Source organism: Natronosalvus caseinilyticus (genome assembly GCF_017357105.1).
In the GTDB taxonomy this organism is placed as follows: Archaea; Halobacteriota; Halobacteria; order Halobacteriales; family Natrialbaceae; genus Natronosalvus; species Natronosalvus caseinilyticus.
The window spans coordinates 727619-753282 of the sequence record NZ_CP071596.1; the positions used below are offsets into that span (position 1 = coordinate 727619).

The window sequence follows — 25664 nt, forward strand, 5'->3', positions numbered from 1 at the left end:
AATCGAGATATAAAAACGGGCAGGTATTGCGCCGACCGACGGGGTATGCGAAGGCTCGAACAAGGGGCGTGCGGGTCTCGAGCGAGGCAGCGTCAGTCGACTCGAGTGGCGTCGTACCCACGAGATTCGATCGCGTCGAGGACCTCCCTGGCGTGTTCGCGGCCGCTGGTGACGACCTGGAAGACGAGGTAGGCCTCCCCGACCCGGAGATCGCCGACGGCCCGGTCGTGACGGACCGTCCGGATGTTCGCACCGAGATCCGAGATGACGCCCGAAATTTCCTCCATCTTGCCGGGCTGGTCGGCGATGCGGACCTGCAGTCGCAACAGCTGGTCGCGGTCGGTCAGCGCGTGCTCGAGGACCGTCTGGAGCATGGAGATGTCGATGTTGCCGCCGCCGAGCACCGGAACGACGGTTTCGCCGCTGACGTCGAGGTCGGGAGAGAGCAGCGCTGCGACCGATGCCGCGCCGGCCCCCTCGACGAGCTGTTTGGCTCGCTCGAGGAGGACGAGCGTGCTCTGGGCGATCTGGTCGTCGGTGACGGTGACGACCTCGTCGACGTGCTCGCGGATGATCTCGAAGGTGAGTTCCGAGATGCCGCCCGTGGCGATCCCGTCGGCGATGGTGTTCGGGTCGTCGATTTCCTGTGGGAAGCCCTTGTCGAGGCTGTCGGGCACCGTCGCGGCGGAATCCGCCTGTACGCCGACGACGCGGATTTCGGGGTCGAGGCCGGCGAGGGCGGTAGCGATGCCGCCGATCATGCCGCCGCCGCCGATCGGCACGATGACGGTATCGACCTCGGGGAGCGCCTCGTGGATCTCGAGTCCCAGCGTCCCCTGCCCGGCGACGATGTCGGGATCGTCGTAAGCGTGGACGAAGCCGACGTTCTCGGCTTCGGTGAGCGTCTTCGCGTGGGCCATCGCCGCCTGGAAGTCGTTGCCGTGGAGTTCGACGTCGCCGCCGTAGCTCCGGGTCGCGTTGACCTTCGCCTGCGGCGCGTTCTTCGGCATGACGATGGTCGACTCGAGGCCCGTCTTGGTCGCGGCGAGAGCCACCCCCTGGGCGTGGTTGCCCGCACTGGCGGCGACGACGCGGTCGACGGTGCCCTCCTCGGCCACCTGGACGAGCTTGTTGTAGGCGCCGCGCGTCTTGAACGAGCCCGTCCGCTGGAGGTGTTCCATCTTCAGGAACACCGTCGCGTCGGCCATTCCGCTCAGCGATCGGTTGGACTCGAGCGGCGTCTCGCGAACGACCGACTCGTCGTCGAAGCGTTCCCGGGCCGCCAGCACGTCTTCGAAACGGACCTCGACCATGGCGGTACAATCAGGATGGCGCAGTATTTCACCTTCGGTTTGTCGTGGCCCTGTCCCCGGACCCCGGAAGCGCCTCGAGCGCCGATAACCACGTCAGCGGGCGTCGATAGCCACGTCAGCGGGCGATCAAAGGAACCGCGGAATCGACCCCGTTATCTCGAGTCGCTCGCAGTAGTGAGCGAGCGGGTCGCCGGCGGGCGTCGGCACGTCCGCCGCCTCGAACAGGTCGTTCTCGTGGATCGTCACCTCCGCCGGGGCGAGCGACCAGGGTTCGTGGGCGATTTCGGCGACGAGCGTTCGATCGCCGTAGGGGACGAGCATCCGTCGGCGTTCGGTGAGCCAGTGGGTAAGCGAGTCGAGTCTCGCGCGAGTCGGGGGCGCGATCGGTCGGTACTCCGCGTCGAAGCGCGCGAGGCCCCCACTCGGGTCGTCGCGCTCGCTCGAGAACCCGACCCGGCCGTCGGTGCCGTCGACGCGCTGGCGGGCGTTGAAGCAGGGGACGTCGAGCCCCCTCCGAGCGAGGAACGCCAGCAACGGGCCGTCGATGTCGATACTAAAGAAGTACAGCCCGGAGACGTCCCGGTAACGAACGTACGTTCGAAGGTTGAGTTCGGGACGCGTGACGCGCATCGCGCTCGGCGTGTCTCGAACGCCCGCTCGAGCGAGGACGAACGGGACGATCGAGAGCCAGGCCCGATCCTCGAAAGTCTCGAGGTCGAACCGATCGGGAACGTGCGGCCGGAGGCGGTCCGGGTCGATGGGCCAGTGGAGGAAGGCCCCCTCGCGCCACACCATCGAGAAGGGGTGTGGTAGCCACGGGAGGGACGCTGGCTCCGTCTCGGCAGTCGTCGAATCAGGGTGAAGGATTCGCTGTTCGGTCATGGTCGATGCGAAGGAGCGACCTCTCGTTCGAAGAACAGTCGGGCGAGCATTCCGCGCGGTAGTGGTCCGAGCGCTTTCGTCGGCGCCGATTGGTCGGTCGCAGCGGCGTTATTCATATGCGCCTCTACGTTACCTGCGGAGATAAATCACTCAGGAACCAATTAGTACAGGCGACTGTCTCGAAGCGCTATACGACCTCGATTGGAAGCCCGGACCGGGAGCGAGTTCACGGGGCCACGGTCTCGAGCTGGTGAATCGGCTCGACAAGGCGAACGAGCGTCCGTAGAACGGCCTACTCGAGGTAGATTGCCGGGCGGAACGGTCGGGCCTGGCTCGCTTTGCTGGCGGAATCGATCGGATCGGCGTCCTCGGCGTCGATTACGACGTCGGCGTCGAACTCGGTCTCGAGGAAGTCCGCGGACGCTTCGTAGACGGCCCGTTCGTCGATCCCGGCGAGCGTCTCGAGTGCAGCGTTCTCGCGCTCGCGGACGAACGAGACGAGGTCGCCCACGAGGTCGTTGACCGTCTCCCCTCGCTCCCGAAGGGCTGGACGTTGCATGACCTGCTCCATCACGGCTCCCTGGTCCGGGCCGGTTTCCACGACCGTCTCGAACACCTCGCGTTTCCAGTCGGCCGCGACGTAGACGCGAATCGTCTCGGGGTCGGTGTCGGTCACGTCGACGATGTCGCGAACGTCATCGACCAGCGCCGTTACCAGCCGTTCCTCGGCGATGACACTCGAGTCCTCGAACTCGGGCACTGGCTCGGGCCACGGCACGTCCTCGGCTGGTTCGCCCGTCAGGCGCTCGTGGAGTTCGTTCGCCGCGAACGGGATGACGGGCGCGAGCAGGCGCAGTCGCGTCTCGAGGACAGTACGAAGGGTCCATCGTGCGCCCGGGCGGTCGAGGTCCGCCCGGCGGCGATACCACTTCAGTCGTTCCTCGAAGCGGTAGAAGGCCGTCTGGCTGGCGTTCCGGGTCTCGAAGCGGTCCATCGCGTCGGTGACCTCGCGAACCGTCTCCTGCAGGTGGGCGAGGAGCCAGCGATCGATACGCTCGAGGCCCCGTTCGCCTGCCGGTCCCTCGATCAGGTCCACGGCGCGGTTCCAGAAACGCTCGAGTTGATCGCGCGCCGCGGCGACGGCCTCGGCCCGCCAGTCGTAGTCCTGCCAGGGTTCGGCGCTGTTGAGCAGGAAGAAGCGCACGGTGTCGGCCCCGTAGCGGTCGATAGCCTCGCCGGGGAGCACGACGTGTCCCCGCGAGGAACTCATCGACTCGCCCTCGAGCAGGCCCATACCCATGACGGTGATTCCCCGCGGCCACTTCGCCTGCTCGAACAGCTCGGCGTGGTGGGAGAGGAAAAATGTCAGGTGATTCGAGATCAGGTCGTTGCCCGAACACCGGTAGTCGACGGGGTACCAGTACTCGAACTCCTCGCGCAGGTCCAGGGCGCGCTCGTCGGGCTCGTCGACGGACTCCGGACCCAGCAAGAGCGTATCGAAGAACTCCCGCGTCAGGTCCTCGACCGGGACGTCTCGGATCCGGTGGGCGACGGTGTAGTACGCCGTGTAGATCGTCGAGTCCGACAGCGGTTCGATGACGAACGCGTCGTCCCACGGCAGTTTCGTCCCGAGTCCGTAGTTGCGGATGCAGGGCCACTCCTCGAGCCACTCGATCGTGTGATCGTACTGCTCGCGGGTGTTCTCGGGGATCGCGTCCAGGTTCGCGACGGCCCGGTGGGCCTTCTCGCGCCAGGCCGCGTCGTCGTACCGCAGGAACCAGGTGTCCTGTTCGGCGACCTCGACGCGTCCGCCGCAGCGACAGACGACCGTCTCGGCGAAGTCGTACATCGCGTGGAAAGCCCCCTGCTCTCGGTAGTGCGCGTCGAGTTCCTCGCGGACGTCCTCGATCACCCTGCCGGCGAACGCCCCGTAGTCCTCGTGCAGTTCGCCCCGGTGGAACTCGCGGGTGTACAGCTCCTCGGTCGCCAGCTTGAGTTCGGGATCGTCCGGAGACTCGATGTCGTACTCGTCGACGGCGTCCGCCGCGGGGAACTCGCCGTAGCCCTCGACGGTCAGGACGGCCCACGGTTCGATGGCTCGAACCTCTTCGGGGTCGAGACCGTAGGCTCTCAGGTCGTCGGCACGGGCTTTCGCCGCCTCGAGCGCCACCCAGTCGTTGGGCGAGTGGGCGGGGACGGACATGACGACGCCGGTGGCGCTGTCGGTGTCCACGAACTCGGCCGGAAGGACGACGATTTCCTCGTCGGTGACGGGGTTCCGGATACGGGTGCCGACCAGCGCGGTGCCCGGAACGGTCTCGAGCACCTCGACCTCGCGCGCCTGCAACGCGAGTTTCTCGGTCGCCTCGAGGGAGACGACCCACTCCTCGCCGTCCACGGTCGCTCGAGCGTAGGTCGCGTCGGGGTCGACGAAGGCGTTCGTGACCCCGCGAACGGTCTCGGGGCGCAGGGTCGCCATCGGGTAGACGGTGCCCTCGTTCCCCGATTTCGGTTCGGAATCCTCACCGTTCGGTCCCGGTTCCGCCTCGCCGCCCGCTCCGCTCGAGTCGTCGCTCGCGGCGCGGAATTTCACCAACGTGTACTCCTGGAACTCGACGTCCTCGCCCTCGTAGATGTCGTGGGTCGTGACCGGCTGCTCCTCGTTCGTACAGTAGTTCACCGGGTGCAGCCCCTTCTCGAGGAGGCCGCGCTCGTGCATGGTCTCGTACTGCCAGGCGATGAACTTCGAATAGCGCTCGTCTTCGGTGGTAAACTCCCGGCGCCAGTCGATCGACAGCCCGAGGCGGCGCATCCCCGCCTCGTAATGGTTCTCGATGAAGTACCGGGCGAATCCCATCGGCGTCTCGAGGTTCCGGAGGTCGGACTCGGGCACCCCGAAGGCGTTTCGCAGGCTGTCGAGCTGGTGGGCGTCGCCGCGCTTCAGTCGCTCGACGGCGCCGACGATGGGCGTGCCGGTGACGTGCCACGCAATGAGGAAGAGGACGTTGTCGCCCCGCTGACGCCGGTAGCGGGCGTACGCGTCGGGGACGGTGTACGTGCGCGCGTGCCCGATGTGCATGCCGCCGTTCGGGTACGGGTAGGGGACGGTCACGAACGTCGCTTCTCTCGAACAGCGGCCGTCCGGATCGGCCTCGTACCGACCCGACTCCGCCCACCGTTCGCGCCAGCGCGCCTCGAGTTCCTGTGGCTCGTAGCCATCGCTCTTAGCAGTGGCTGTTCGGGATTTCCACCCTTGAGCGTCCTGGCTCACGCCGATCCCTCGGCGGTCGACCGGACAATTGGCCGTGGTTGTACCGTCGCTGGCGGCTGGTGGATTCGTTTCTGCTGGACGTCGCAGTCGTCGGCGAGCCGTCGTCTCATGCTCGAGCCTACGCGGGTGACGGAAAAATAGATAGTGTGCTGACAGTCTCACCCTGTCACTAATTCCAGCACCGAAGCCCAGGCGGCTACTCCTCGATCTCGATCGCCGGCCGCCCCGGTTCCGCGTTCGAGAGCACCGACTCGTCGGCATCGTCAGCTCGAACTACCCGAACCGGCGCGTCGAACTCGCGTTCGATCAGCCAGGCGGCCGACTCGAGGGCCGCGTGTTCCTCGTCGGGGTCGAGCGTTGTCGAGAGTGCCTCTCGCTCTACTTGCAGGTCCTGGCCGTAACTCGCGGCGGCGTCGCCCTGCCCGCGGATGTGCGATTCCTGCATGAGTTCGCCGATCAGGTTGTTCGCGTCGCTCTCGACGGCGATCTCGAGGGCGTCGTACTTCCAGTCGGGGGCGACGACGACATCGATCCCCTGCGGGTCGTCGATGCCAGCCACGTCGATAATCTGGCGGACGTCCTCGCGGGTGTTCTCGACGAGTTTGCGCCGTTTCTCGACGTGGTCGCGGTCGACCGTCGCGGTCGGCCAGTCGGCATCGACGACGAAGCCGCCGTCCTCGCCCACGAGGGTCGCGTAGAGTTCCTCCGCGAGGTGGGGCGCGACCGGCGCCAGTAGACAAACGACGGCCGACAGCCCGCGCTCGTAGGTCTCGGCGTGAGGGTCAGCGTAGTCGGCGTACTGTCGGAGCGTGCGCACGAGATCCTGGGTCTCGCGAAGCGCGCGATTGAACCGCAGGTCGTCGTACGTCTCGGTGGCGATGGCGAGCGTCGCGTCGATCTCGCTCTCGACGTAGCTCGCGACGGCGTCGTTCGCGCCCGCGGGCGCGTCCGCGACGTAGTCCTCGATCATCTCCTTCAGTCGCGTGAGGAAAGCGTACGTCGACCGGACGCCCTCCTCGCTCCAGTCGAAGTCGCGCTCGGGCTGGGCGGCCTGCATCATGAACAGCCGGGCGGTGTCGGCGCCGTACTCCTCGACGATCCGCTGAGGCGAGACGGTGTTCCCCTTCGACTTGGACATCTTCTCGCCCTCGAGCTGGACCATCCCCTGGGCGAGCAGGTTCGTGAACGGCTCGCGGTGTTCGAGGCCCTCGTGGTCGGAGAGGACCTTCGTGAAGAACCGCGAGTAGAGCAGGTGCATCACGGCGTGTTCGATGCCGCCGACGTACTGGTCGACGGGCATCCAGTCGTTGGCCCGCTCGAGGTCGAAGGGAGCGTCCTCGAGGTCGGGCGAGACGTACCGCAGGAAGTACCACGAGGAGTCGACGAAGGTGTCCATCGTGTCGGTTTCGCGCTCGGCTGGACCGCCGCAGTCGGGACAGGTCGTCTGCTTCCAGTCCTCGGCAGCGTCCAGCGGGTTGCCGGTGGTGTTGATGAACGCCGGTAACTCGACGGGCAGGTCTTCTTCGGGAACCATCACGGGACCGCAGTCGGGGCAGTGGACGACCGGAATCGGCGTCCCCCAGTAGCGCTGCCTCGAGATGCCCCAGTCTCTGAGCTGGTACTGGGTGGCGTGCTCGGCGGTCTCGATATCCTCGGTCAGGCGCTCGCGTGCGGTTTCGCTGTCGAGGCCCGAGTACTCGCCGGAGTTGACGAGGACACCGTCGTCGGTGTAAGCCGTCTCCTGGACGTCTGGTGCATCGGGAACCGATTCACCGTCCCAGTCGTTGGGCTCGGGAGCGACGACGGGCACGACGTCCTCGCCCATCTTCGTCGCGAACGCGTGGTCGCGCTCGTCGTGGCCCGGGACGGCCATCAGTGCGCCCGTTCCGACGTCCGAGAGGACGAAGTCGGCGACGTAGACCGGAATCTCCTCGCCCGTGGCGGGATTCGTCGCGGTCAGATCGGTGGCGACGCCGTTCGGCTCGTCGCCCTCGGGGTCGGCCTCGTGCTCGACGAAGTGGCGGACCTCCTCGTCCTCCTCGGCCAGTTCCTGGGTGATCGGGTGATCGGGTGCGAGCGCGAAGAACGTCGCCCCGAACACCGTGTCGACGCGCGTGGTGAACGCCCGGGCGTCCCCGTGGCCCTCGATTTCGAAATCGAGTTCGGTCCCGTACTGGCGACCGATCCAGTTACGCTGCATCTGGCGGACCGAGTTCGGCCACCCCTCCAGGTCGTCGATGGCCTCGAGCAACTCGTCGGCGTACTCCGTAATTCGGAGGAACCACTGCTCGAGTTCGCGGGTCTCGACGGGGGTGTCACAGCGCCAGCAGAGTTCCGCCTCGCCCTCGACTTGCTCGTCGGCCAGGACAGTCTCGCAGTGGGGACACCAGTTGACCTCGGCGTCCCGGCGCTCGACCAGGCCCTCCTCGTGGAAGCGGGTGAACAGCCACTGGTTCCAGCGGTAGTACTCGGGGGTGCAGGTGGCGAGCTCGCGGTCCCAGTCGTAGCCGAATCCCATCGATTCCATCTGCCCACGCATGGTGTCGATGCAGTCGAACGTCCAGTCGCGCGGGTTGGTGTCGCGCTCTTTAGCCGCGTTCTCGGCGGGGAGGCCGAAGGCGTCCCACCCCATCGGGTGGAGCACGTCGTCGCCGCGCATCCGTCGGTAGCGGGCGTAGGCATCGGTGATCGTGTAGTTTCGAACGTGACCCATGTGGAGTTTGCCCGAGGGGTAGGGGTACATCCCCAGGACGTACGTCGGATCCTCGACGTCGTCGGGCGTTCGGTACACGTTCGCGTCGTCCCACGCCTCCTGCCAGCGTCGTTCGACCGTCGCGTGGTCGTATCCCGAGTCGCTCATTTGCTTATATAGGATTGGCGGAGGCGAGGTTCTATACCTTTCCATTGGCGGGCAAACGGACAGTTCCCGCTCGCCTCGAGGCGAGCACCCGAACCAGTAGTTTCGTTCCGGTACGTTTTCGAACCGGGTCGAGGGGACGAAGTGGGACCGTTCTCGAGAGTGAAACCGCTAGATAGCGGCAGGGAAACGGGAACAAGATGGAACGGTCAAAAACCGATGCAACCGTCGCGGCTTTATATACGTACGCCGACGGAACTACGGACCACAATGGCACCACTCATCAGCGCACTGGTCGCGTTCATCGTCGCACTACTGGTTGGCGGCCTGGCAATCTACCTCGCCGCGAGCGTCGTCATCGACGCCCACAGTTACGAGCACGCAATCGTGACCGCTATCATCGGCGCCATCGCGTGGGCGCTCACGTCCTGGATTCCGCTCCTGGGGCCGATCATCGCCCTGATCGTCTGGATCGGTGTGATCAACTGGCGTTACCCTGGCGGCTGGGTGACCGCTGCAGCCATCGGCGTGGTCGCCTGGCTGTCGGCGCTCGTCATCCTGTTCGTGCTCAACGCGGTTCTGGGACTCGGCGTCGGCGCGTTCGGCGTGCCGATCTGAGGGCGTCCCGAGCGGTCGCTGTCTCGTCCTCAAAACGTGTCGCCCCACCCGAACAGTTATTTCGAGAAGTTGTGAAGTAATTGTCAATGAGGCGACGCCACGTCCTCGGCGGCTTCCTCGCCTGGGCCTCACTGGGTTCTGGTTGTCTCTCGAGTAGCGACGAGGCCCAGAGCGAGCCAGCGACGGTCGAGAACCCGCCGGAGTGGCTCCGGGAGCGCGGCCAGTGCGAAGACGAGTGGGCGTGGGGGTCGCTGGAACTCTCGAGGGCGGAGCCCGGTTCCGGGTTCGGCACCGCCGTCGTCCCGTACGACCGTCTCGGCGAGGAATCGAAGCGACTCGTTCGCTTCGCGGTGCACAACGACGGTGCAGTGGCCTGCGATCAGACTGGCGGGACGGCCTTCCAGACCCTCTTGGGCGACGTCGACGAACTCGCCGAGCGGGACCGGGAGGCACACAGCGAGAACCCGTGGGTGTACAAAATTCGCACGGCGAGAGCGACGTACCGGATCGAACGGCTCGAGGCGTTCGACGCGGTTCTCGTCTGAGTCCCGATCGAGGCGACCGCTCGAGAGCACATTTCTGGTGAAAACGCTTCCGGAACCTGGGGTTCGCGGTTCGCTAGTCGATGTCGATTCGCTTCGAGTCGTCGCTCTGTTCGAGTTTCGGCAGCGTCACGGTGAGCACGCCGTTGTTGTAGGTGGCCGTTATCGACTCCTCGTCGACCGGTTCGGGGAGGTGCAGCCGCCGACTGACCGACTTGTGCGACCGCTCCCGGCGGAGGTAGCGGTCGTGCTCGTCGGTGCGGTCGGTCTCCTGTTCGGCCTCGAGGCGGAGCGTCCCCTCGACGAGCGTCAACTCGATGTCCTCGGTCTCGAAACCGGGGAGGTCGGCCGTCACGACGTACTCGTCACGGTGGTCGGCCACGTCGACGGCAACCGAACCCGGAAACGAGAGGCCGCTACCGCCGACGCCCGTTTCGAACTGCTTGCTGACTCGGTCGAGCATCTCCTCGAGGTCGTCGAACGGATTGCGTCGCATGGGAGTCGATAGGCGCTCGAGGAGGATAAATTGTGCCCCGGCGAGGACGACAGAACTGGCAGGGTCGTGTCGAGCGTATCTCGCGTACTCTCAGTCGACGACGTACGCGAGGCCGTACACTCTCACTCGACGACGTGCTCGAGGTCGTACGACCCCAGCCGGCGAACCCACCCTCTCTCGGCGAGGGCCTCCAGGTCGGCGAGAGCCTCCTGGGTGCGCTCCTCGTAGAGGCCGGCGTCGACGTCCATGTGGAAGACGTAGTCGCCGAGTCGCTCCCCGCTCGGGCGGGACTCGACCCGGCTCAGGTTGATGTCGCGGTCGGCGAAGGGCTCGAGCAACTCGAGGAGCAGACCGGGGTAGTTCGCGTTCGGATAGACGACGAGCGAGGTCTTCCCGCCGGCCTCCGAACGCTCGGAGGCGGGTGCGAGCGCGAAGAACCGCGTCGCGTTCGACGTCTGGTCCTGGATGTCGGCGGCGATGACCTCGAGGTCGTCACCTGCCGTGGCGGGATGGGCGATGCCCGCGACCGAGGGGTTCTCGCGGGCGTACTCGACGCCCTGAGCCGTGCTCGAGACGGCCTCGAGGGTCGCGTCGGGGTACTCGGACTCGAGGTAGGCGCGACACTGGGCGAGCGCCTGGGAGTGGCTGGCGATGGTGTCGAAGTTCGGTCCCTGGGCGAGCAGGGCGTGGCGGATCGGCGTGACGATTTCGCGGACGACGGCGACGTCGTACTCCGCGAGGGCGTCCTGGCTCTCAGTAACGCTCCCTTCGATGCTGTTCTCGATGGGAATTACTCCGCGGTCGAACTCGCCGGCGGCGACGGCGGCGACGATGTCGGTGACCGACTGGCGGAAGACCACGTCGTCGTCGAGCGCTCGCGTCGCACGATGCGAGTAGGTCCCTTCGGGGCCGAGCGTGACGGCTGTCATACCCGCTGGTGGGAGTCGAACCCCGAAAAGCGTGCCGAAGGTGGCGATTCCTCGAGTTCGCAGTCGGTACACTCCACTTTCGACTCGACGCTAGAGCGAGCCGTAATCGTCGCTGAACACCTCGAGCGTGGCGACGAGCGCGCCGAGGACGATGGGACCGTAGAACAGCCCCATGAACCCGAACGCGGTGACCCCGCCTAGGACGCCGACAATTATCACGGCCGGATTGAGTTCGGCGTAGCGGTCGACGACGATTGGTCGCAAGTAGTCGTCCGAGAGGCCGACGATGACCATACTGTAGATCGCCAGCCCGATCGCGAACGTCGGCTGATTGACCATGAGCAGGTAGATCACGGCGGGGCCCCAGACCAGGAACGAGCCAACGATGGGGATCAACGAGAGGACGATCATGACGACCGTCCAGAACAGCGCGTTGGGAATGCCGACGACGAACAGGCCGATTCCCGCCAGTCCGCCCTGGATCAGCGCGATGAGGACGTGGCCGGCCAGCACCGCCCACGTCACGTTCTCGAGCGCCTCGAAGAGGTTCGTCTGGACGGCGTCCGGGAGCGGCGTCACCTCGCGAAGCCACCTGAGCAGGGAGTCGCCGTCCCGGAGGAGATAGTAAAGCAAGAAGAGCGCCACGCCGATACCGATGGCCGTGTGCGTGAGCCCCGCCAGCAGTTCCGGACTCCGTTCCAAGAGCGTCTGTCCCGCGGTTCGGGCCCACTCCATGGCCGTTGACTCGAGGTCGACCCCGAATCGCTGGGCGACCGACTGGAAGGGCTCGAGCGGAAGCGAATCGGCGTCAGCGCCTTCGACGAGTGCCCGGGCGTCGCGAAAGACGTACGCTACGACGATCACGACGGGGACGATGGCGAGGAGCAGTGCCAGCAAGACGAGCGAAAACGCGGCGATCGCGGGCGAGGTTCGTCGCTCGAGGCGGCGCTGGACCGGCGTCAGCACGAACGCGAGGAGGACGGCGGCCAGCACGTACTGGATGTACGGGAAGACGAGTTGCGCTGACAGCAACAGCAATATGGCGATGAGAACGAGCAGCGTCCCTCTCGATCGGTTCACATCTCGAACTCAACGGGGAGGGGGTTAAAAGCGGTGGCGGCAGGTACAGGCCGACGGCGGCGTACGGTCGAGAGCGGCGGCCCAGACGCCGATAGATCGGCCGTAATGCAGGATGCAGGCCGACCTCGAGCAGCACGCCGAAGACGCCCGCGTGAAGACCCGGTTACCGCCGAGAAGATGGTATTTCTGCCGGGAAACCGGAGAAACGCGGGATTGACCGGCGTAAACGGTTCGTCCGTGTCGACTTTCCGCTCGCTCGTCACACGGGTTCAAGGCCGTGGTTCGCCTAGTATCGGTTATGTCGACCCAGCTCGACCCGCTCTCGATCTCGGCCGACCTCCTCTACACAGTCAAGACGGACGGGGAGCGGGGCGCCCTCCGCGACCATCTCGCCACGCTCGAGCGAACGCGACTCGATCGGGCGCTCGGCGGCCGCGCGGAGAAACTCGCTTTCTGGCTCAACTGCTACAACGCATACGTGCAGATCCTCCTCGACGACGATCCCTCGCTGCTCGAGGGGGGAGTGCTCGACCGCTGGAAGTTCTTCGCCAGGGATCGCGTCCCGATCGCGGGCGTCTGGCTAAGTCTCAACGACATCCAACACGGGCTCCTTCGCGGCTCGAGGCATCCCTGGGGGATGGGGTACCTGCCGCGACCGTTCCCGACGGCCTTCGAGCGCCAGTTTCGACTCGAGTCGGTCGATCCGCGGATACACTTCGCGCTGAACTGCGGCACCGAAAGCTGTCCCCCGGTCGCCGTCTACAGCCCCGCCGACGTCGAGGCCGAACTCGAGACCGCGACCGACTGGTTCCTCGAGGAGAACGTGAGCTACCAGCCACGAGAGCGCGTGGCCCGCGTGCCGCGGGTATTCCTCTGGTACCGCGGTGATTTCGGCGGTTCGAGCGGGATTCGGTCGTTCCTCGAGCGCTACGACGTGATTCCGCCCGACGTGACGCCGACGTTGCAGTACGACGAGTACGACTGGTCGATGGATCTGGGGGATTATCGCCGAAAGTGATTCGTCGGAGTCCTCGCTGGCCGGAGCAGGCCAATACGGACCAAATCGGGTCGATACGGGTCGAAACGGTCGAAACGGTCGAAACGGACCCAGGTGGGCCATCGGCGTCATTGCTGCCCAGGAGACCTCGGCAACATTGCCGCCTCGAGGACCTCAGTTCCCGTGCCCTCGACCCTCGAGGTACTCCTTCGTTCGCCCGAGAACGACGCACTCCGTCTCTCGGAGGTCCGCGACGGATTCCGATCCCGTGACGAACATCGCCGTCTCGAGTTCGACCCGGAGGGTCTCCAGGAGGTCGACGACCGCTTCGATTCCCTGCCCCGCCGGCGAGAGAAACGGTTTGGCGAGACCGCCAGCCTGCGCACCGAGGGCGATGGCCTTCGCCACGTCCAGACCGGAGCGGACGCCGCCGCTGGCGATCACGGTGTCGTGGACGTTCGCGGCCTCGAGCGTGCTCACGGCGGTCGGAACCCCCCAGGCCCGGAATCGTCGGCCGACGTGTTCCTGGCGGGTCGCGCCGATGGCGGCAGCCCGGTAGGACTCGATGCCCGACCACGTCGTCCCGCCCTTTCCGGCGACGTCGATGGCGTCGACGCCCGCTGCTGTCAACCGCTCGGCGGTGCCCCGGGCGATACCGTTGCCCGTCTCCTTGACGATCACCGGCACCGAGAGGTCGCTCGCGACCGTTTCGATGGCCTCGAGACAGCCGCGGGCGTCGACGTCGCCCTCGGGCTGGACCGCCTCCTGGAGGAAGTTGAGGTGGATCGCCATCGCGTCCGCCTCGATCATCTCCACGGCACGCTCGACGTCGCTCACGTCGTACTCGAGCAACTGGGCGGCACCGACGTTGCCGTAGAGGAAGGCGTCGGGGGCCACGTCGCGGACCACGGTGTAGGACTCGAGGAGGTCCGGGTCGTCGAGTTCGAGCCCGGCGCGCTGGCTGCCGACGCCCATCGCGACGCCCATTTCCTGGGCCGCGGCGGCGAGCGATCGGTTGATCGTCGTGGTGTTGGGGTGGCCGCCGGTCATGCTCTCGATGACGATGGGGGCCGCGAGTTCGTAGCCGAACAGGTCCACGCTCGTATCGATCTCGTCCCGGTGGATCTCCGGCAGCGCCTCGTGGACGAGTTCGACGTCCTCGAAGCCGGTCCCCGAGGTTTCGACGTCTTCTTCTTCGATAATGCGGATGTGATCGTCTTTGCGGTCGGATGTCTCGGGCATCGCTTCGTCTCTGCTGTGACGTTCGCCGGCGGTATTGAAAAGGTGTCCATTCGCGTCCGGTCCATTGACCGTGGCGTGTCCGTTCCAGCGACGGACGACCGGCGCCGAGGAAGCAGTCGCGTCGAGTGACCGCCCCCTTCATAATGCGTCGTGTGTTACCAACAAACATGGTATCCTCACTCGACGACGTCGAATATCTCGCACGGTCGTCCCACCGTGTCGCCGTGCTTACGGCGATTAGCGAACGGCCTCGGACGCGAGCCGAGTTGTGTGAGGTGACGGGCGCGTCGGCGTCGACGATCAGTCGAACCCTTCGAGCCCTCGAGGAGCGACGCTGGATCGCCCGAACCGGCCACCACTACGAGGCCACGCCGCTCGGAGCCTACGTCTCGGAAGGAGTTGCGGACTTACTCGAGCGCCTCGAGACGGAACGCAAGCTCCGCGACGTCTGGGACTGGCTACCGGTCGACGACGCCGACGTCCCGATCGAGGAACTCGCCGACGCCGTCGTGACGCCGGCCACGGTCGAGGATCCCTACCGGCCGGTGTCACGCTTCGTCTCCTTGCTCGAGGAGGCAGACACGTTCCGCTTCGTCGGCTTCGAACTGGGGCTGCTCGAGCCCTGCAAAGACGAACTCTGCGGACGAATCATCGACGGCATGGACGCGACGGTCATCGATCCACCCAGCGTCGCGACCTACATCAGGTCGAGCTACCCCGACCTGTCGACGCGAACTCTCGAGAGCGGGAATCTCACCGTCTTGCTCCACGACGATCCGCCGTCTTACGGACTCAGCCTCTTCGACCGCCGCGTCGGCCTCTGTATCTACATGCCCGAGACCGGAACCCTGCGCTCGCTGATCGACACCGACGCGCCGGCCGTGCGCTCGTGGGCCGAGTGGACGTTCGAACGACACCGCCACGAAGCGCGGCCGTTGGCGCTCGAGGCTGGAGCCGAGCCGGAGGCGGATTCCGGGTCCGGGTCCGAGCCCTAAAGCGGGCACGTCTCGGTGATGGCGGGTCGACCGTGGTCGAACCGCTCGAGTAGACAATATTGCTCGAGTAGACGCTAGTCATCGAGAATACGTTCGTCCTCGAGTAGCCCTCCGTATCCAGCAGCTGTCAGGTGCTTGCACGACGTGACCACCGGTCAGCACGTGCACTTCCAGTGGTTACCGGGTCAAATTCACTAGGTGCCTACACGACATTTCCGCTCCATGGAGAGATTGCGGAGGCGATACCAATGACTGACAGCTACTTTACCGACCGAACAGCACCTCGAGGCGGGTCCCGATGAGCACCACGAACGGCGTCGACGTCGACGCGCTGGGCGAGGCGATCGACGCGATCAGCGACGATTCGACCGTGGGCCAGTTTACCTTCCACGCGGAAACCGAGTGGACCGACGGGCTCCGGTGTGAGACGACCATCGACGAATTCGACCAGGCGGGCGAGCGCGTGCAGACGCGCGAGTTCACTATCGAGGGCGACGAACCCGAGCAGATCCTCGGCCAGCGAACCGCGCCGAACGCGGTCGAACTCCTGCTCGCGGCCCTCGGTTCGTGCCTGAGCGTCGGCTACGCCGCGAACGCCGCTGCGATGGGCATCGACCTCGAGGACATCCGCTTCGAGATGGACGGCGACGTCGACCTCCGGGGATTCCTCGGCATCGACGAGACCGTCAGGCCCGGCTACGAGGGGATCACCTGCACTGCATACGTCGACGCCGACGCCCCGGAAGCCGAACTGGTCGAACTTCGCGAGCGCGCGGAAGCGACCTCGCCGCTCATCGACAGCATCACGAACGAGGTTCCGGTGGAGACCGACCTGGTTGCCGCCACGAAGCCATGAGCGAGACGAATGCGTCGAGGCTCGACACGGACGAACTCGAGCAGAAGGTCAAAGCCGTCTACCAGGACGTCGCGCGGTCGCCGGACGGGGACTTTCACTTCGAAATGGGGCGCGACCTGGCCGAGCGCCTCGGCTACGACCCGTCGGTGCTCGATCGAATCCAGTCGCGGGCCATCGACTCTTTCGCCGGCGTCGGGTACCACTTCAACCTCGCGAGCCTCGAGCCCGGCGAGCGCGTCCTCGACCTCGGGAGCGGCTCGGGGATGGACGTCTTCGTCGCAGCGATTTACGTCGGTGACGAGGGGACGGTGGTCGGCATCGACATGACCGACGACCAGCTCGAGAACGGTCGGAGATACCGCGACGACGGCGGGTTCGACAACGTCAGCTTCGAAAAGGGGTACATCGAGGACCTGCCGTTCGACGACGAGTCGTTCGACGCGGTCATCTCCAATGGCGTGATCAACCTCTCGGCCGAGAAAGATCGCGTCTTCGCAGAGGTGCGTCGCGTCCTCGCTCCGGGCGGCCGACTCGCGCTGTCGGACATCACCAGCGAGGAGCAGATGCCCGACTCCATCAAGACGAACGCGGACCTCTGGGCGGCCTGTATCGGCGGAGCGGTGCAAGTCGACGACTACGCCGACGCCATCGAGACGCCAGGGTTCGACGTGGTCGACCGCCGAGCGAACGATCGGTACGAATTTACCTCGGATCGAGCACAGAGCGCGTGCCAGACCTACGGGGTCAAGAGTATCTCGCTGGTGGCTCGCAAGCGTTGAACGGGCCCCAATTGGGGCTCGCTCGAGTGGACCACACTCTACTCACGAGCGTCCGGAGCCACCCATGAGCCCCTCGTGAGCCGTTCGGAACCCACTCGAAAACCACTCGAGCAGAGCCGATCGCACACGTCTGGCGCTCCGACGTTTCCATGGCTGGCGATTCGCCTTTCAGGTTTTTGTGACTGCCCGTCAAACGCGTGACCATGTGGCGAGCAATCGTCCTCGGGTTCACCGTCGTCGAAATCCTGTTCCCCGACCAGATCATCGCCTGGGGAGAACGAAGAGCGTTCGAGAATCCGAACGACGGCGAGTTGCGCACGTGGACCATGCCGATGGCTCGCCTCGAGGGCGTGCTGTTCGCGTGGCTCGCCCTCGGCGGGCGTCGTCGGACCCCCACGGTCGCCGGGCTGCTCGCCGTCCTCGGCGTACCAGCCCTCCTGGCCCCGGAGCGATTCGTTCGAACGGCGCTCAAACTCGCCTACCGGAATCCGGACGACCTCGAGTTGAAACCGTGGGTGGTTCCGGCGACGCGAGCGATCGGTCTCTGCTACGTCGTCCTCGGCACGGTCGCCGGGCGCGTGTCGGCACCCGCCGAGGACTCCCGGTCGAAGTCGAATGCGCGCCCGGAGTAGCGCCCGGTCTCGTCGACGTACGTGGGACACGATACGCAGAACGGGTTAGTACGACCGCACCTCGAGTCCGTCGTCGGTTCCGACGTACGTCGCGTCGGCGAGATCGACGAACAGGCCGTGTTCGAGGACGCCGGGAATCGACGCGAGGTCGCGGCCGAGGGCGGCCGGGTCGTCGATCGAACCGAACGCGCAGTCGAGGACGAGGTTCCCGTTGTCGGTGACCACGGGGCCGTCCTTGTGCGTCGCCATGCGGAGGGTCGGTTCACCGCCGAGGTCCGCAACGCGATTCGCGACCACGGTGTGTGCCGCGGGGAGCACTTCGACTGGAACCGGTGCCTCGAGTGCGGAGACAAGTTTCGAGGAATCCGCGACGACGACGAACCGGTCGGCCGCGGCGGCGACGAGTTTTTCGCGGGCATGGGCCGCGCCGCCACCCTTGATCAGTACCCCGTGGGCGGGGGAGTCGGGGTCGTCGACGACCTGGTCCGCTCCGTCGATGGCCAGGTCGATCCCGTCGACGGCGTCGAGGTCGGTCAGCGGGATTCCGACCTCGAGGGCCAGTTGCCTGGACTGGAAGGAGGTCGCGATTCCCCGGATCTCGAGGCCGTCTGCGACTGCACGGCCGAGTGCTTCGATGGCGTAGGCGGTCGTGGATCCGGTGCCGAGGCCGACGACCATCCCGTCTTCGATCTCCTCGGCTGCTCGTTCCCCCGCACGGCGCTTGTGGGCGTCGGCGCCGCCCGACGATTTCGCGCTCATACCGTCACGAGCGGGCGGCGGGGGGAAAAGCGTAGCCCTCGAGGCCGACCCCTGGTCGGCTGAGCGAGTTGAGACCAACTCAATCGGGCGATTGTTCGAGCCAACCACACCCGCCAAAGCTTTTGGCTCGAGCGGCCCTGTAGAGGGACGATGGGACCGAGCGACGACGCGGTGACGATGACCGACGTACGGAAGACGTACCGCGTCGGCGAGCCGGTACACGCCCTCGACGGCGTCTCGCTGTCGATCCCGCGCGGATCGTACACGGCCATCATGGGCCCGAGCGGGTCGGGAAAGTCGACGCTGATGAACCTCGTCGGCTGTCTCGACACCCCGACGTCGGGCACCGTCGCCGTCGACGGGGAGGACATTTCGACGCTCTCGGAACGCGAACGTACCCGCCTGCGAGGAACCAGGGTCGGGTTCGTCTTCCAGACGTTCAACCTGATGCCGCGACTCGACGCCCTCGAGAACGTGGCCCTCCCTCAACTGTTCCGCGGCGTCGGTCGGACGGAGCGCCACGACCGCGCGCAGGACCTGCTCGAGCGCGTCGGACTCGGCGACCGACTCGATCACCTCCCGAACGAGTTATCGGGCGGTCAGCGCCAGCGGGTCGCCCTCGCCCGCGCACTGGTGAACGATCCGGCGATCGTTCTCGCCGACGAGCCCTCCGGCAACCTGGACACCAAAACGGAGGCGGACGTGCTCGACCTCTTCGAGGAGTTCCACGACGCCGGGACGACGCTCGTCGTCGTCACCCACGAGCGCCACGTCGCCGAACGTGCCGAGCGCATCGTCCACCTTCTGGACGGGAACGTCGAGCGAATCGAACTCCTGGAAGGTGGGGGTGAGAAGGCGTCCCCCGGTGGCGATTCTCGAGTGGAAACGAAGGGGTCTGGCGAGGGTGGTCGAGACGGAGTCGCGGACGAAGGTCCTGCTGGCCGACCCTCGAGTGACGGTGTGCTCTCGAGCAAAGATGTGTCCTCCGGCAATAATGATCCCACCGCAAGTAACCAGGGTTCCACCACGAGCGATGACGACCCCACCACGAGCGAGGAGAAACGCTGATGAGTCCACTCGAGTCGCTCCGGCTCTCCTGGCGGTCGATTCGCGGTCACCGACTTCGGTCGGCGCTGACGACGCTCGGAGTGATCATCGGCGTCGCCGCCGTCATCGCCTTCGTCGCCCTCGGTGCGAGCCTACAGGCCGGCATCATCGGCGACATCAGCCCTGACGACCAGCGGAACCTCTACGGCTGGGCGGCCGACCCGGACACCGAGGGCGGTCCGCTCGCCGGCGCCCAGTTCGTCTTCAGCCAGGACGACCTCGAGGCCGTCGAGGAACTCGAGGCCGTCGACGCCGCCTACGGCTACGCGACCATCGACGCCCAGTCGGTGACCCACGAGGGTGAGACCAGGCTACAGAGCAACGGCCTGATCGCCGCCGGCCCGTCCTACATTCGCGAGTCCTCCCTGCGCGAGGGACGCCAGTTCGAGATGGGCGAACGCGAGGCAGTCATCAATCCCGCCGCGGCCGAGCAGTTCGAGGAGAACGTCAGCGTCGGCGACGAACTCGAGGTCCGGATCGCTACTGGCGGAACCGAGACGGTCACCGTCGTCGGGATCACCGACACTTCGGAGGGGCTGAGCCCGTTCGAGGGGTTCGACGCAGCGCCACGGATGTACGTCCCGACGGATCCGTTCTACCTCGAACAGGCGGTCGGTCCGGCGGGTGGAGGTGGCGATTCGGGTGAGGGGAACGACGATAGCGAATCGGATAACGACGAGACAGGTTCGGAAACCGACGTCCGCTACCTCGCCATCGTCGTCGAGGCTCCCAGTGCCGACGAGGACGACGTCGACGCCGCTCGAGAGGCCGCCACTGCGTACTTCGAGAGCGAGGAATCCGACGCGAGCGAGTTCCTCGGCGAGGACGTCGCCGTCTCGCTCCAGACGAGCACCGAGTTACTCCAGCAACTCGAGGACATCCTCGACATCCTCCAGAGTTTTATCGTCGGCATCGCCGCCATCTCGCTCGTCGTCGGTTCGATCGGTATCGCGAACATCATGCTCGTGTCGGTCACCGAGCGAACCCGCGAGATCGGAATCATGAAAGCCGTCGGCGCGCAGAACCGGGACGTTCTCGGACTGTTCCTCACCGAAGCCGTGATCCTCGGCGTCATCGGAGCGGTTCTGGGAACCGTCCTCGGCCTCGTCGTCGCCGCACTCGCAGCCAGGTACATCGACATTCCGCTGGTGTACCCACTCGAGTACGTCGCTCTCGCGATTGTCGCCGGCATTCTGGTCGGCGTCGTGTCCGGGTTGTATCCGGCGTGGCGAGCCGCGAGGACGGATCCGATCGACGCGCTTCGATACGAGTGAGCGTCGGTCGCGGCCAATCGCGTCGGAACTATCAGTGGTCGCAGCCGTTCGGACTGGAACAATCGCCGGTATTGGCCCGGTGGACCGGAACTATCGGCGGTCCCGCTCGTGTCGGCGTTCCGATTCTGGCTCGAGCTCCGTTCCTCGCCGTTCTGCCTCAAATTCTGCATCGGGTTCTCGACGATCCGGCCCACGAGAGAGGGTGTCCGCGTCGCTCGCCGGCGTGAGCCCGATCGATCGCTGGAGTCGACGCCGCTCGTCCGGGTATTCGGCAGCGAGCATCGATCCCACGAACCCGCCGACGGCCGCACCGCCAATGGTGTAGAGACAGGTGGCGATGCCGAACGTGAGGACGAAGAACAGTACCAGAGCGAATCCCTCAACGGGGAACCCACTAAGGGCGGCACCGAAGCCGAACAGTCCGAGGAACAAGAAGAGCACACCGGCGATCGGCACGGTCATGATCGCTCCCGCGAGCGCACCCGAAACGGTCCCCCTACGAGCGTCGCGGCCCTCGAGGAAGCCAGACGCTGCACCGCCCAGAACGGTCGAGAACGGGAGAAACGAGAGAACGACCCCGACGATCGCTCCAATGACCGCGTGAACTGGCGTCGACGAGCGGACCATACGCCCATGTAGGACGCCGAGGTGGAAAAATACCGTGCCCCCGAGAGAGGTATCGTAGATCCGACGCCCGTGGCGAGTGTGAGCGTGAAGGTCGATTCTCGAGAGGTGTCAGGAAACGATACGATATCAGGGGACCGAGAAGCAACGCAGTCTCGAGCGAAAACCTTTGAACGCGCTGACATCGGACTTAAGCACCAGCACGTCGATATCTCGCACGATGGGACTGGATCGACGGTCGTACCTTCGCGTCGCAACCGGATCCACGACGCTCGCCCTGACGTCGCTCGCGGGCTGTGCCACCCGCGAATCGGAACCAGAGCCACAGGAGCCAAACGGCGACGACGAACCGGACGAACCTGAGGACGAAGGCGTCCTCCGAGTCGCGACGACGGACGCGTTCGCCCATGGCGAGAATCCCGCCTCAGCCTGGCTCAAAACCCAGTTCGAGGAGACGTTCGACAACGTCGAAGTCGACTGGGTGATTCCCGAATCCGGCATCGGCCACTACATCGAACGCGAGCAGCGCGGATTTCTCCCGGACGTCGACGCCTACGTCGGCCTCTCGGCCGCCAACCTCGCGACCGTCGACCGTAATCTCGAGGAGGGCGGCCTGTTTCGCGAACTCAACCGGGATCGAATCGAGACGCTCGACGGCGTCGTCGACGAACTCGGCCTCGATGATCCCGCCGGACGAATCGTCCCGGTCAGCACGCAGTACTCCTGTCTAATGGTCGATGAGACGCGTATCGACCCACCGACCAAACTCGAGGAGCTCGGGGAACCGACCTACGCCGACTCGCTGCTCACCCCGACGCCATCCCGCGGTCGCGGCAGCGCCTTCCTCGACTGGCTGTTCGAATCCGCCGGTCCCGACGACGCGCTGACCGTCTGGGCCGAACTCGAGGACAACGGACTCGACATCTACGACACCTGGGTCGAGACGCTGCTGGCCTACGCCGAGCGCACTCGACCGATGACCGTCGCCTACGCGGCGGATGCGCTCGCGGCGATCGACCGGGCAGTGACGTCAGATACCGACGAAACCCGGGGAAGCGAGCGAAACGAAACTGATGGCTCGGACAATGCGACCGATGGAACCGAGGCCGACGGCGACGGTTCCACCGATTCGGGGACGGACGACGCCAACGAATCGGGTGCCGACGACGAGTCGGATGCGGACGGCGGCGGTTCCAACGGCGACGACTCGAGCGCAGACGACGACTCGGACGACGAATCGGTCGACGTCGGCGGCGATCCCGATCAGTACCAGGTCACGTACCTCGACGAGGAGGCCTACGCCGAACCCCTCCAGATGGCCATCTTCGAAAACGCGATCAACGTCGACCTGGCCTACACGTTCCTCGAGTTCGCGCTCTCGCCGGAGATTCAGGCCGGACTCGCTCCACGCCTCGGACAGTACCCGGTGCGACCCATTGCCGAACTCGAGTTCTCCGAGGAGTTCGACGTCTACGCCGACCACGCCGAAGACCCCCCATCCGTCGTGACGTTTTCGTACGAAACCCGGCGGGACGACCTTCCAGCGTGGCGCGGTGCCTGGGAGGAGGAGTTCGATTACTGATAACACCCCGCGAGAGCACTGAAGCGGGCGCTACCGAAATTTCCAGTAGCGAGAAGTTTGAGGGGTTTCGACGAGAAGTTGAGGCGTCGCGACGGGAGGTCGGGGCGTCACGGCGGAAAGTCAGAGTCGTCGCGGCGAGAACTCGAGGACATCTTGCCGCGAAAATTAGACTACCTTACTGGCTCGACTCGAGCCGCTCGCGAAATCGCTCGAGGCCGAACTCGAGCATGTCGGGACTGACCGGCTGAAACTCGTCGTCGTCCGGAAGGAACTGTCGGACCGAATCCCAGCTGTCGCGAGCGTACCGTTCGTCGAGCAGGACCCGGACGCCGACGTCTTCGGGCGATCGGATCACCCGACCGATCGCCTGCCTGGCCTTCCGAACCGCCGGAACCGTCAGCGCGTAGGTGAACCCGTCGCCGAACGCGTCGTCGTAGGCTCGCCGAATCGCCTTCGTCCGCGGGCTCGCCGTGTTGACGATCGGAACGCCACAGATGGCTGCCGCCGCCAACCGGTCTCCGCTGTAATCGACGCCCTCCGTCAGGGTCCCGCGGAGGCTCGTGACGAGTACCTTCCCCCCACCCGCGAAGAACTCGTCTTTCAGCGATTCCGTGGCGTCGTCGCTGCTCGAGGCGTCGAGCAAGACGGGCTTGTCGACTCCCGAATGTGCCTCGAGGACCGACGCGGCCCACTCGGCCTCGCCGTAGCTCGGCATTCCGACGAGGACGTTCCCCGGAACTCGGGCGACCTGCGCCAGCGCGTCCGCGTACGCAGTTCGCGTCGGCGTCTCCTCGCCAGGCGGCCCCCGGTTGTCGTAGGTAAACTTCGGCACCGACACTGCGAAGCTCTCGCGATTCGCCTCGGGGAAGTGCAAGCCGTACTGCCGTTCGACGACCGGACGCCCCTCCTCACGCGCGAGGTACTCGAGGCCCGTGACCTCCCGGAAGGCGTCCATCGGCTCGAGGGTCGCGCTCATCAAGATCCCGCCGCCGAACCCCGACAGTCGCGACCCGATGGCGTCGCTGGGAACGCAGCTGTGCAACGCGAGTCGAGCCGTGTACGCTCGCCGCCAGGAGTCGGCCGGTTCCATCTCGTCCCAGGTTCGCTCGAGTTCGATCTCTCGGAAGTTCGTCGTGTGATCGCGACGGTACCACTCCCCGAGCAAGCGGCCGACGGCGGGCGACGCCCGAGTCTTCTCCTCGTCCTCGGCCTCGTTGAGAATCCGTTCGACGACCGCGCCGACCGACTCGGCTCGCACCCAGATCGCGTCGCTGTACCCCGCCCCGGTCGCCCACTCGGAAATCTCGTCCTCGGCCGGCACCGTCGGATCGCGAAGCGGGATTTCGTCGTCCTCGAGCGACGTCAGATCGGTCTGCCAGGCCCGATTTGTCCGCTCCAGGTGGGCGCGAACTCGACGGTCGAGTTCCCCGCGGAGGTCCTGGACGAACTCGAGGGTACGCTCGAGTTCCTCGATCGAGACGTCGGTGTCGTTCAGTTCGGCGCGAACGAGGTCCGCATCGGCAGTCTTCGAGCCACCCTGGGTCTGGCGACCCTCCTGGTCGAATCGAACCGGCTGGAGCACCCGCGAGAGTTCCGTTTCGGCGTCGCGAAGCGTGGTATCCGCGACTCTGTCGCTCACTAGATCGCGAACCCGGGGCTCGAGCATGTGCGCTTCGTCACAGACGACGAACGTCGAGTCGTCGAGCAAGGCGCCGGTGAACGCGGCGGTCGTCGTCGGGTCGAAGGCGTGGTAGTAGTTGCCGATGACGACTTCCACGTGGCCCAGCACGGCCCCCATCACCGAGTGCGGGCAGGTGCCGTGTCGAACCGACTCAGCGACGAGGTCTTCGGGCGTGAGCAGTCCGGTTTCGGTCACGTCGAATGGAGCCGCTTCGACTGGATCGGCGTCGCCCCCCTCTTCCGGCAGGTCCTCGAGATACTGGGCGTAAAACGGACAGTACTCGACCTCGCTTCCCGCGGGGCCGCCAGTGTTGTACTCCGGCATCTCCGGTGGGTACGGCGTCGGTTCGCCGGCCGTCTCGAGATAGCGTGCGCCGGCGCTGCTGACGGTCGATCCGCCCGTTCCTGCGCCGCCGTTTCCGCCATCGGTACCCCCTTCGGTTCCACTGGAACTGCTGCGCCCGTGCCGGCTCCCGCGACCGCTATCGGCCAGACCGAGCTGCTGGCTCCGAGCCTGGGCAGCGAGCGCGCCGGCCGTCGTCGAGCCACCCTCGCCGGTAAGGTCGCGCGTCCGATCGCGGAGGGTTTCGCATCGGTCGTAGACGGTGTCGTCGCTGATTCCGCCTGCATTTTCACGGTTGTACGGGCAGACGTCGGCTTTGCCGACGAGCGTGAGTCCCGAAATCGGGTTCCAGTCGGTGGGCAGGTTCTCGTTGATCGTCTCGAGGTCCGTCTCGAACTGGCGCAGTTGCTGTTTGACGCTGGTGAGGACGAACACCCGTTCGTACTGGCTGTCGGGGTCGCGAACCAGGTCGATGCCCGCCGTGAGTGCGATCATCGTCTTGCCGGTCCCGCAGGCTCCTTCGATAACCGTGTACCCGCCCTCGGTAGCGGTTTCGATGGCCGTCTCGATCCCGTCGACTTGCTCGTCGTAGGGTTCGTCGTGGCCGAACACTGGGCGCCAGTCCGTCATCTCCTCCGTACTCATCGTCGGTCGTCCATAGCGTTGACGGACTGATCTGGCCGCGCCATTGTATATAAGGGATCGGCAGCGGCGTTTGCAGTCGGAAAACGAATCGTCGGTCGGTAGCGACGAGATGAATCGTCGTCACTCGAGTTTGCAGTCGAATCGACTCGTCGGGCGAGCCC

General features: G+C 65.9%; 21 protein-coding genes. 10 read left to right on the forward strand and 11 right to left on the reverse strand.

Annotation, left to right across the window (positions count from 1 at the left end):
• Positions 1-92 precede the first annotated feature (92 nt).
• From ilvA to leuS (J1N60_RS03545), 4 genes are all read right to left on the reverse strand, one after another.
• On the reverse strand, positions 93-1313 hold the full coding sequence (gene ilvA, locus J1N60_RS03530; RefSeq protein ID WP_312910746.1) for a threonine ammonia-lyase: 1221 nt from the start codon (positions 1311-1313) through the stop codon (positions 93-95).
• Positions 1314-1439: 126 nt separating this feature from the next.
• Entirely contained in the window at positions 1440-2195 is a 756-nt protein-coding gene (locus J1N60_RS03535) for a YqjF family protein (RefSeq protein WP_312910748.1), read from the reverse strand.
• 292 nt (positions 2196-2487) lie between these two features.
• On the reverse strand, positions 2488-5466 hold the full coding sequence (gene leuS, locus J1N60_RS03540; RefSeq protein WP_312910750.1) for a leucine--tRNA ligase: 2979 nt from the start codon (positions 5464-5466) through the stop codon (positions 2488-2490).
• 196 nt (positions 5467-5662) lie between these two features.
• Positions 5663-8326: a leucine--tRNA ligase gene (gene leuS, locus J1N60_RS03545; RefSeq protein WP_312910752.1), complete on the reverse strand. Its 2664-nt coding sequence runs from the start codon at positions 8324-8326 to the stop codon at positions 5663-5665.
• 267 nt (positions 8327-8593) lie between these two features.
• On the opposite strand from leuS (J1N60_RS03545), the gene J1N60_RS03550 reads away from it, so the two are divergent.
• Together J1N60_RS03550 and J1N60_RS03555 are read left to right on the forward strand one after the other, a co-directional pair.
• Positions 8594-8941 (forward strand): hypothetical protein, encoded by a 348-nt coding sequence (locus J1N60_RS03550; protein ID WP_312910754.1) that lies wholly within the window; start codon positions 8594-8596, stop codon positions 8939-8941.
• 86 nt (positions 8942-9027) lie between these two features.
• The gene (locus tag J1N60_RS03555; protein WP_312910755.1) at positions 9028-9486 is read left to right on the forward strand and encodes a hypothetical protein; all 459 of its coding nucleotides are present in this window, start codon (positions 9028-9030) and stop codon (positions 9484-9486) included.
• A gap of 73 nt (positions 9487-9559) precedes the next feature.
• Here J1N60_RS03555 and J1N60_RS03560 read toward each other — a convergent pair whose 3' ends face one another.
• The 3 genes from J1N60_RS03560 to J1N60_RS03570 all read right to left on the reverse strand — a co-directional run bounded on the left by J1N60_RS03560 (position 9560) and on the right by J1N60_RS03570 (position 11988).
• Entirely contained in the window at positions 9560-9979 is a 420-nt protein-coding gene (locus tag J1N60_RS03560) for an Hsp20/alpha crystallin family protein (RefSeq protein WP_312910757.1), read from the reverse strand.
• A 122-nt stretch (positions 9980-10101) separates the two neighbouring features.
• Entirely contained in the window at positions 10102-10908 is an 807-nt protein-coding gene (gene pheA, locus J1N60_RS03565; protein ID WP_312910759.1) for a prephenate dehydratase, read from the reverse strand.
• Between the two features lie 90 nt (positions 10909-10998).
• Entirely contained in the window at positions 10999-11988 is a 990-nt protein-coding gene (locus tag J1N60_RS03570) for an AI-2E family transporter (RefSeq protein WP_312910761.1), read from the reverse strand.
• A 298-nt stretch (positions 11989-12286) separates the two neighbouring features.
• Between J1N60_RS03570 and J1N60_RS03575 the strand changes: the two genes are divergently transcribed.
• Positions 12287-13006, forward strand: coding sequence for a DUF547 domain-containing protein (locus J1N60_RS03575; protein ID WP_312910763.1), 720 nt, complete (start codon positions 12287-12289; stop codon positions 13004-13006).
• Between the two features lie 153 nt (positions 13007-13159).
• On the opposite strand, the gene fni is transcribed toward J1N60_RS03575, so the two are convergent.
• Positions 13160-14227, reverse strand: coding sequence for a type 2 isopentenyl-diphosphate Delta-isomerase (gene fni, locus J1N60_RS03580; RefSeq protein WP_312910764.1), 1068 nt, complete (start codon positions 14225-14227; stop codon positions 13160-13162).
• 167 nt (positions 14228-14394) lie between these two features.
• Between fni and J1N60_RS03585 the strand changes: the two genes are divergently transcribed.
• From J1N60_RS03585 to J1N60_RS03600, 4 genes are all read left to right on the forward strand, one after another.
• Positions 14395-15222 carry a helix-turn-helix transcriptional regulator gene (locus J1N60_RS03585; RefSeq protein ID WP_312910765.1) on the forward strand — a complete coding sequence of 276 codons (828 nt, stop codon included), beginning with the start codon at positions 14395-14397 and terminating at the stop codon, positions 15220-15222.
• 298 nt (positions 15223-15520) lie between these two features.
• The gene (locus tag J1N60_RS03590) at positions 15521-16078 is read left to right on the forward strand and encodes an OsmC family protein (protein ID WP_312910766.1); all 558 of its coding nucleotides are present in this window, start codon (positions 15521-15523) and stop codon (positions 16076-16078) included.
• On the forward strand, positions 16075-16857 hold the full coding sequence (locus J1N60_RS03595; protein WP_312910768.1) for a methyltransferase domain-containing protein: 783 nt from the start codon (positions 16075-16077) through the stop codon (positions 16855-16857). The genes J1N60_RS03590 and J1N60_RS03595 overlap by 4 nt, the downstream gene beginning before the upstream one ends.
• A 203-nt stretch (positions 16858-17060) precedes the next feature.
• A complete protein-coding gene (locus J1N60_RS03600; RefSeq protein ID WP_312910770.1) occupies positions 17061-17489 on the forward strand; it encodes a hypothetical protein in 429 nt (142 codons plus the stop codon).
• A gap of 45 nt (positions 17490-17534) precedes the next feature.
• Here the strand turns inward: J1N60_RS03600 and rpiA are convergent, their stop codons facing one another.
• Positions 17535-18248, reverse strand: coding sequence for a ribose-5-phosphate isomerase RpiA (gene rpiA / locus J1N60_RS03605; RefSeq protein ID WP_312910772.1), 714 nt, complete (start codon positions 18246-18248; stop codon positions 17535-17537).
• 150 nt (positions 18249-18398) lie between these two features.
• Between rpiA and J1N60_RS03610 the strand changes: the two genes are divergently transcribed.
• Entirely contained in the window at positions 18399-19316 is a 918-nt protein-coding gene (locus J1N60_RS03610) for an ABC transporter ATP-binding protein (RefSeq protein WP_312910773.1), read from the forward strand.
• Positions 19316-20629 (forward strand): ABC transporter permease, encoded by a 1314-nt coding sequence (locus tag J1N60_RS03615; protein WP_312910774.1) that lies wholly within the window; start codon positions 19316-19318, stop codon positions 20627-20629. The genes J1N60_RS03610 and J1N60_RS03615 overlap by 1 nt, the downstream gene beginning before the upstream one ends.
• Positions 20630-20719: 90 nt before the next feature.
• Here J1N60_RS03615 and J1N60_RS03620 read toward each other — a convergent pair whose 3' ends face one another.
• Positions 20720-21256 (reverse strand): DUF5518 domain-containing protein, encoded by a 537-nt coding sequence (locus J1N60_RS03620; RefSeq protein ID WP_312910775.1) that lies wholly within the window; start codon positions 21254-21256, stop codon positions 20720-20722.
• Between the two features lie 217 nt (positions 21257-21473).
• On the opposite strand from J1N60_RS03620, the gene J1N60_RS03625 reads away from it, so the two are divergent.
• Positions 21474-22835 (forward strand): extracellular solute-binding protein, encoded by a 1362-nt coding sequence (locus J1N60_RS03625; protein WP_312910776.1) that lies wholly within the window; start codon positions 21474-21476, stop codon positions 22833-22835.
• 175 nt (positions 22836-23010) lie between these two features.
• Here the strand turns inward: J1N60_RS03625 and J1N60_RS03630 are convergent, their stop codons facing one another.
• Positions 23011-25488 carry an ATP-dependent DNA helicase gene (locus tag J1N60_RS03630; RefSeq protein ID WP_312912528.1) on the reverse strand — a complete coding sequence of 826 codons (2478 nt, stop codon included), beginning with the start codon at positions 25486-25488 and terminating at the stop codon, positions 23011-23013.
• Positions 25489-25664: the final 176 nt, after the last annotated feature.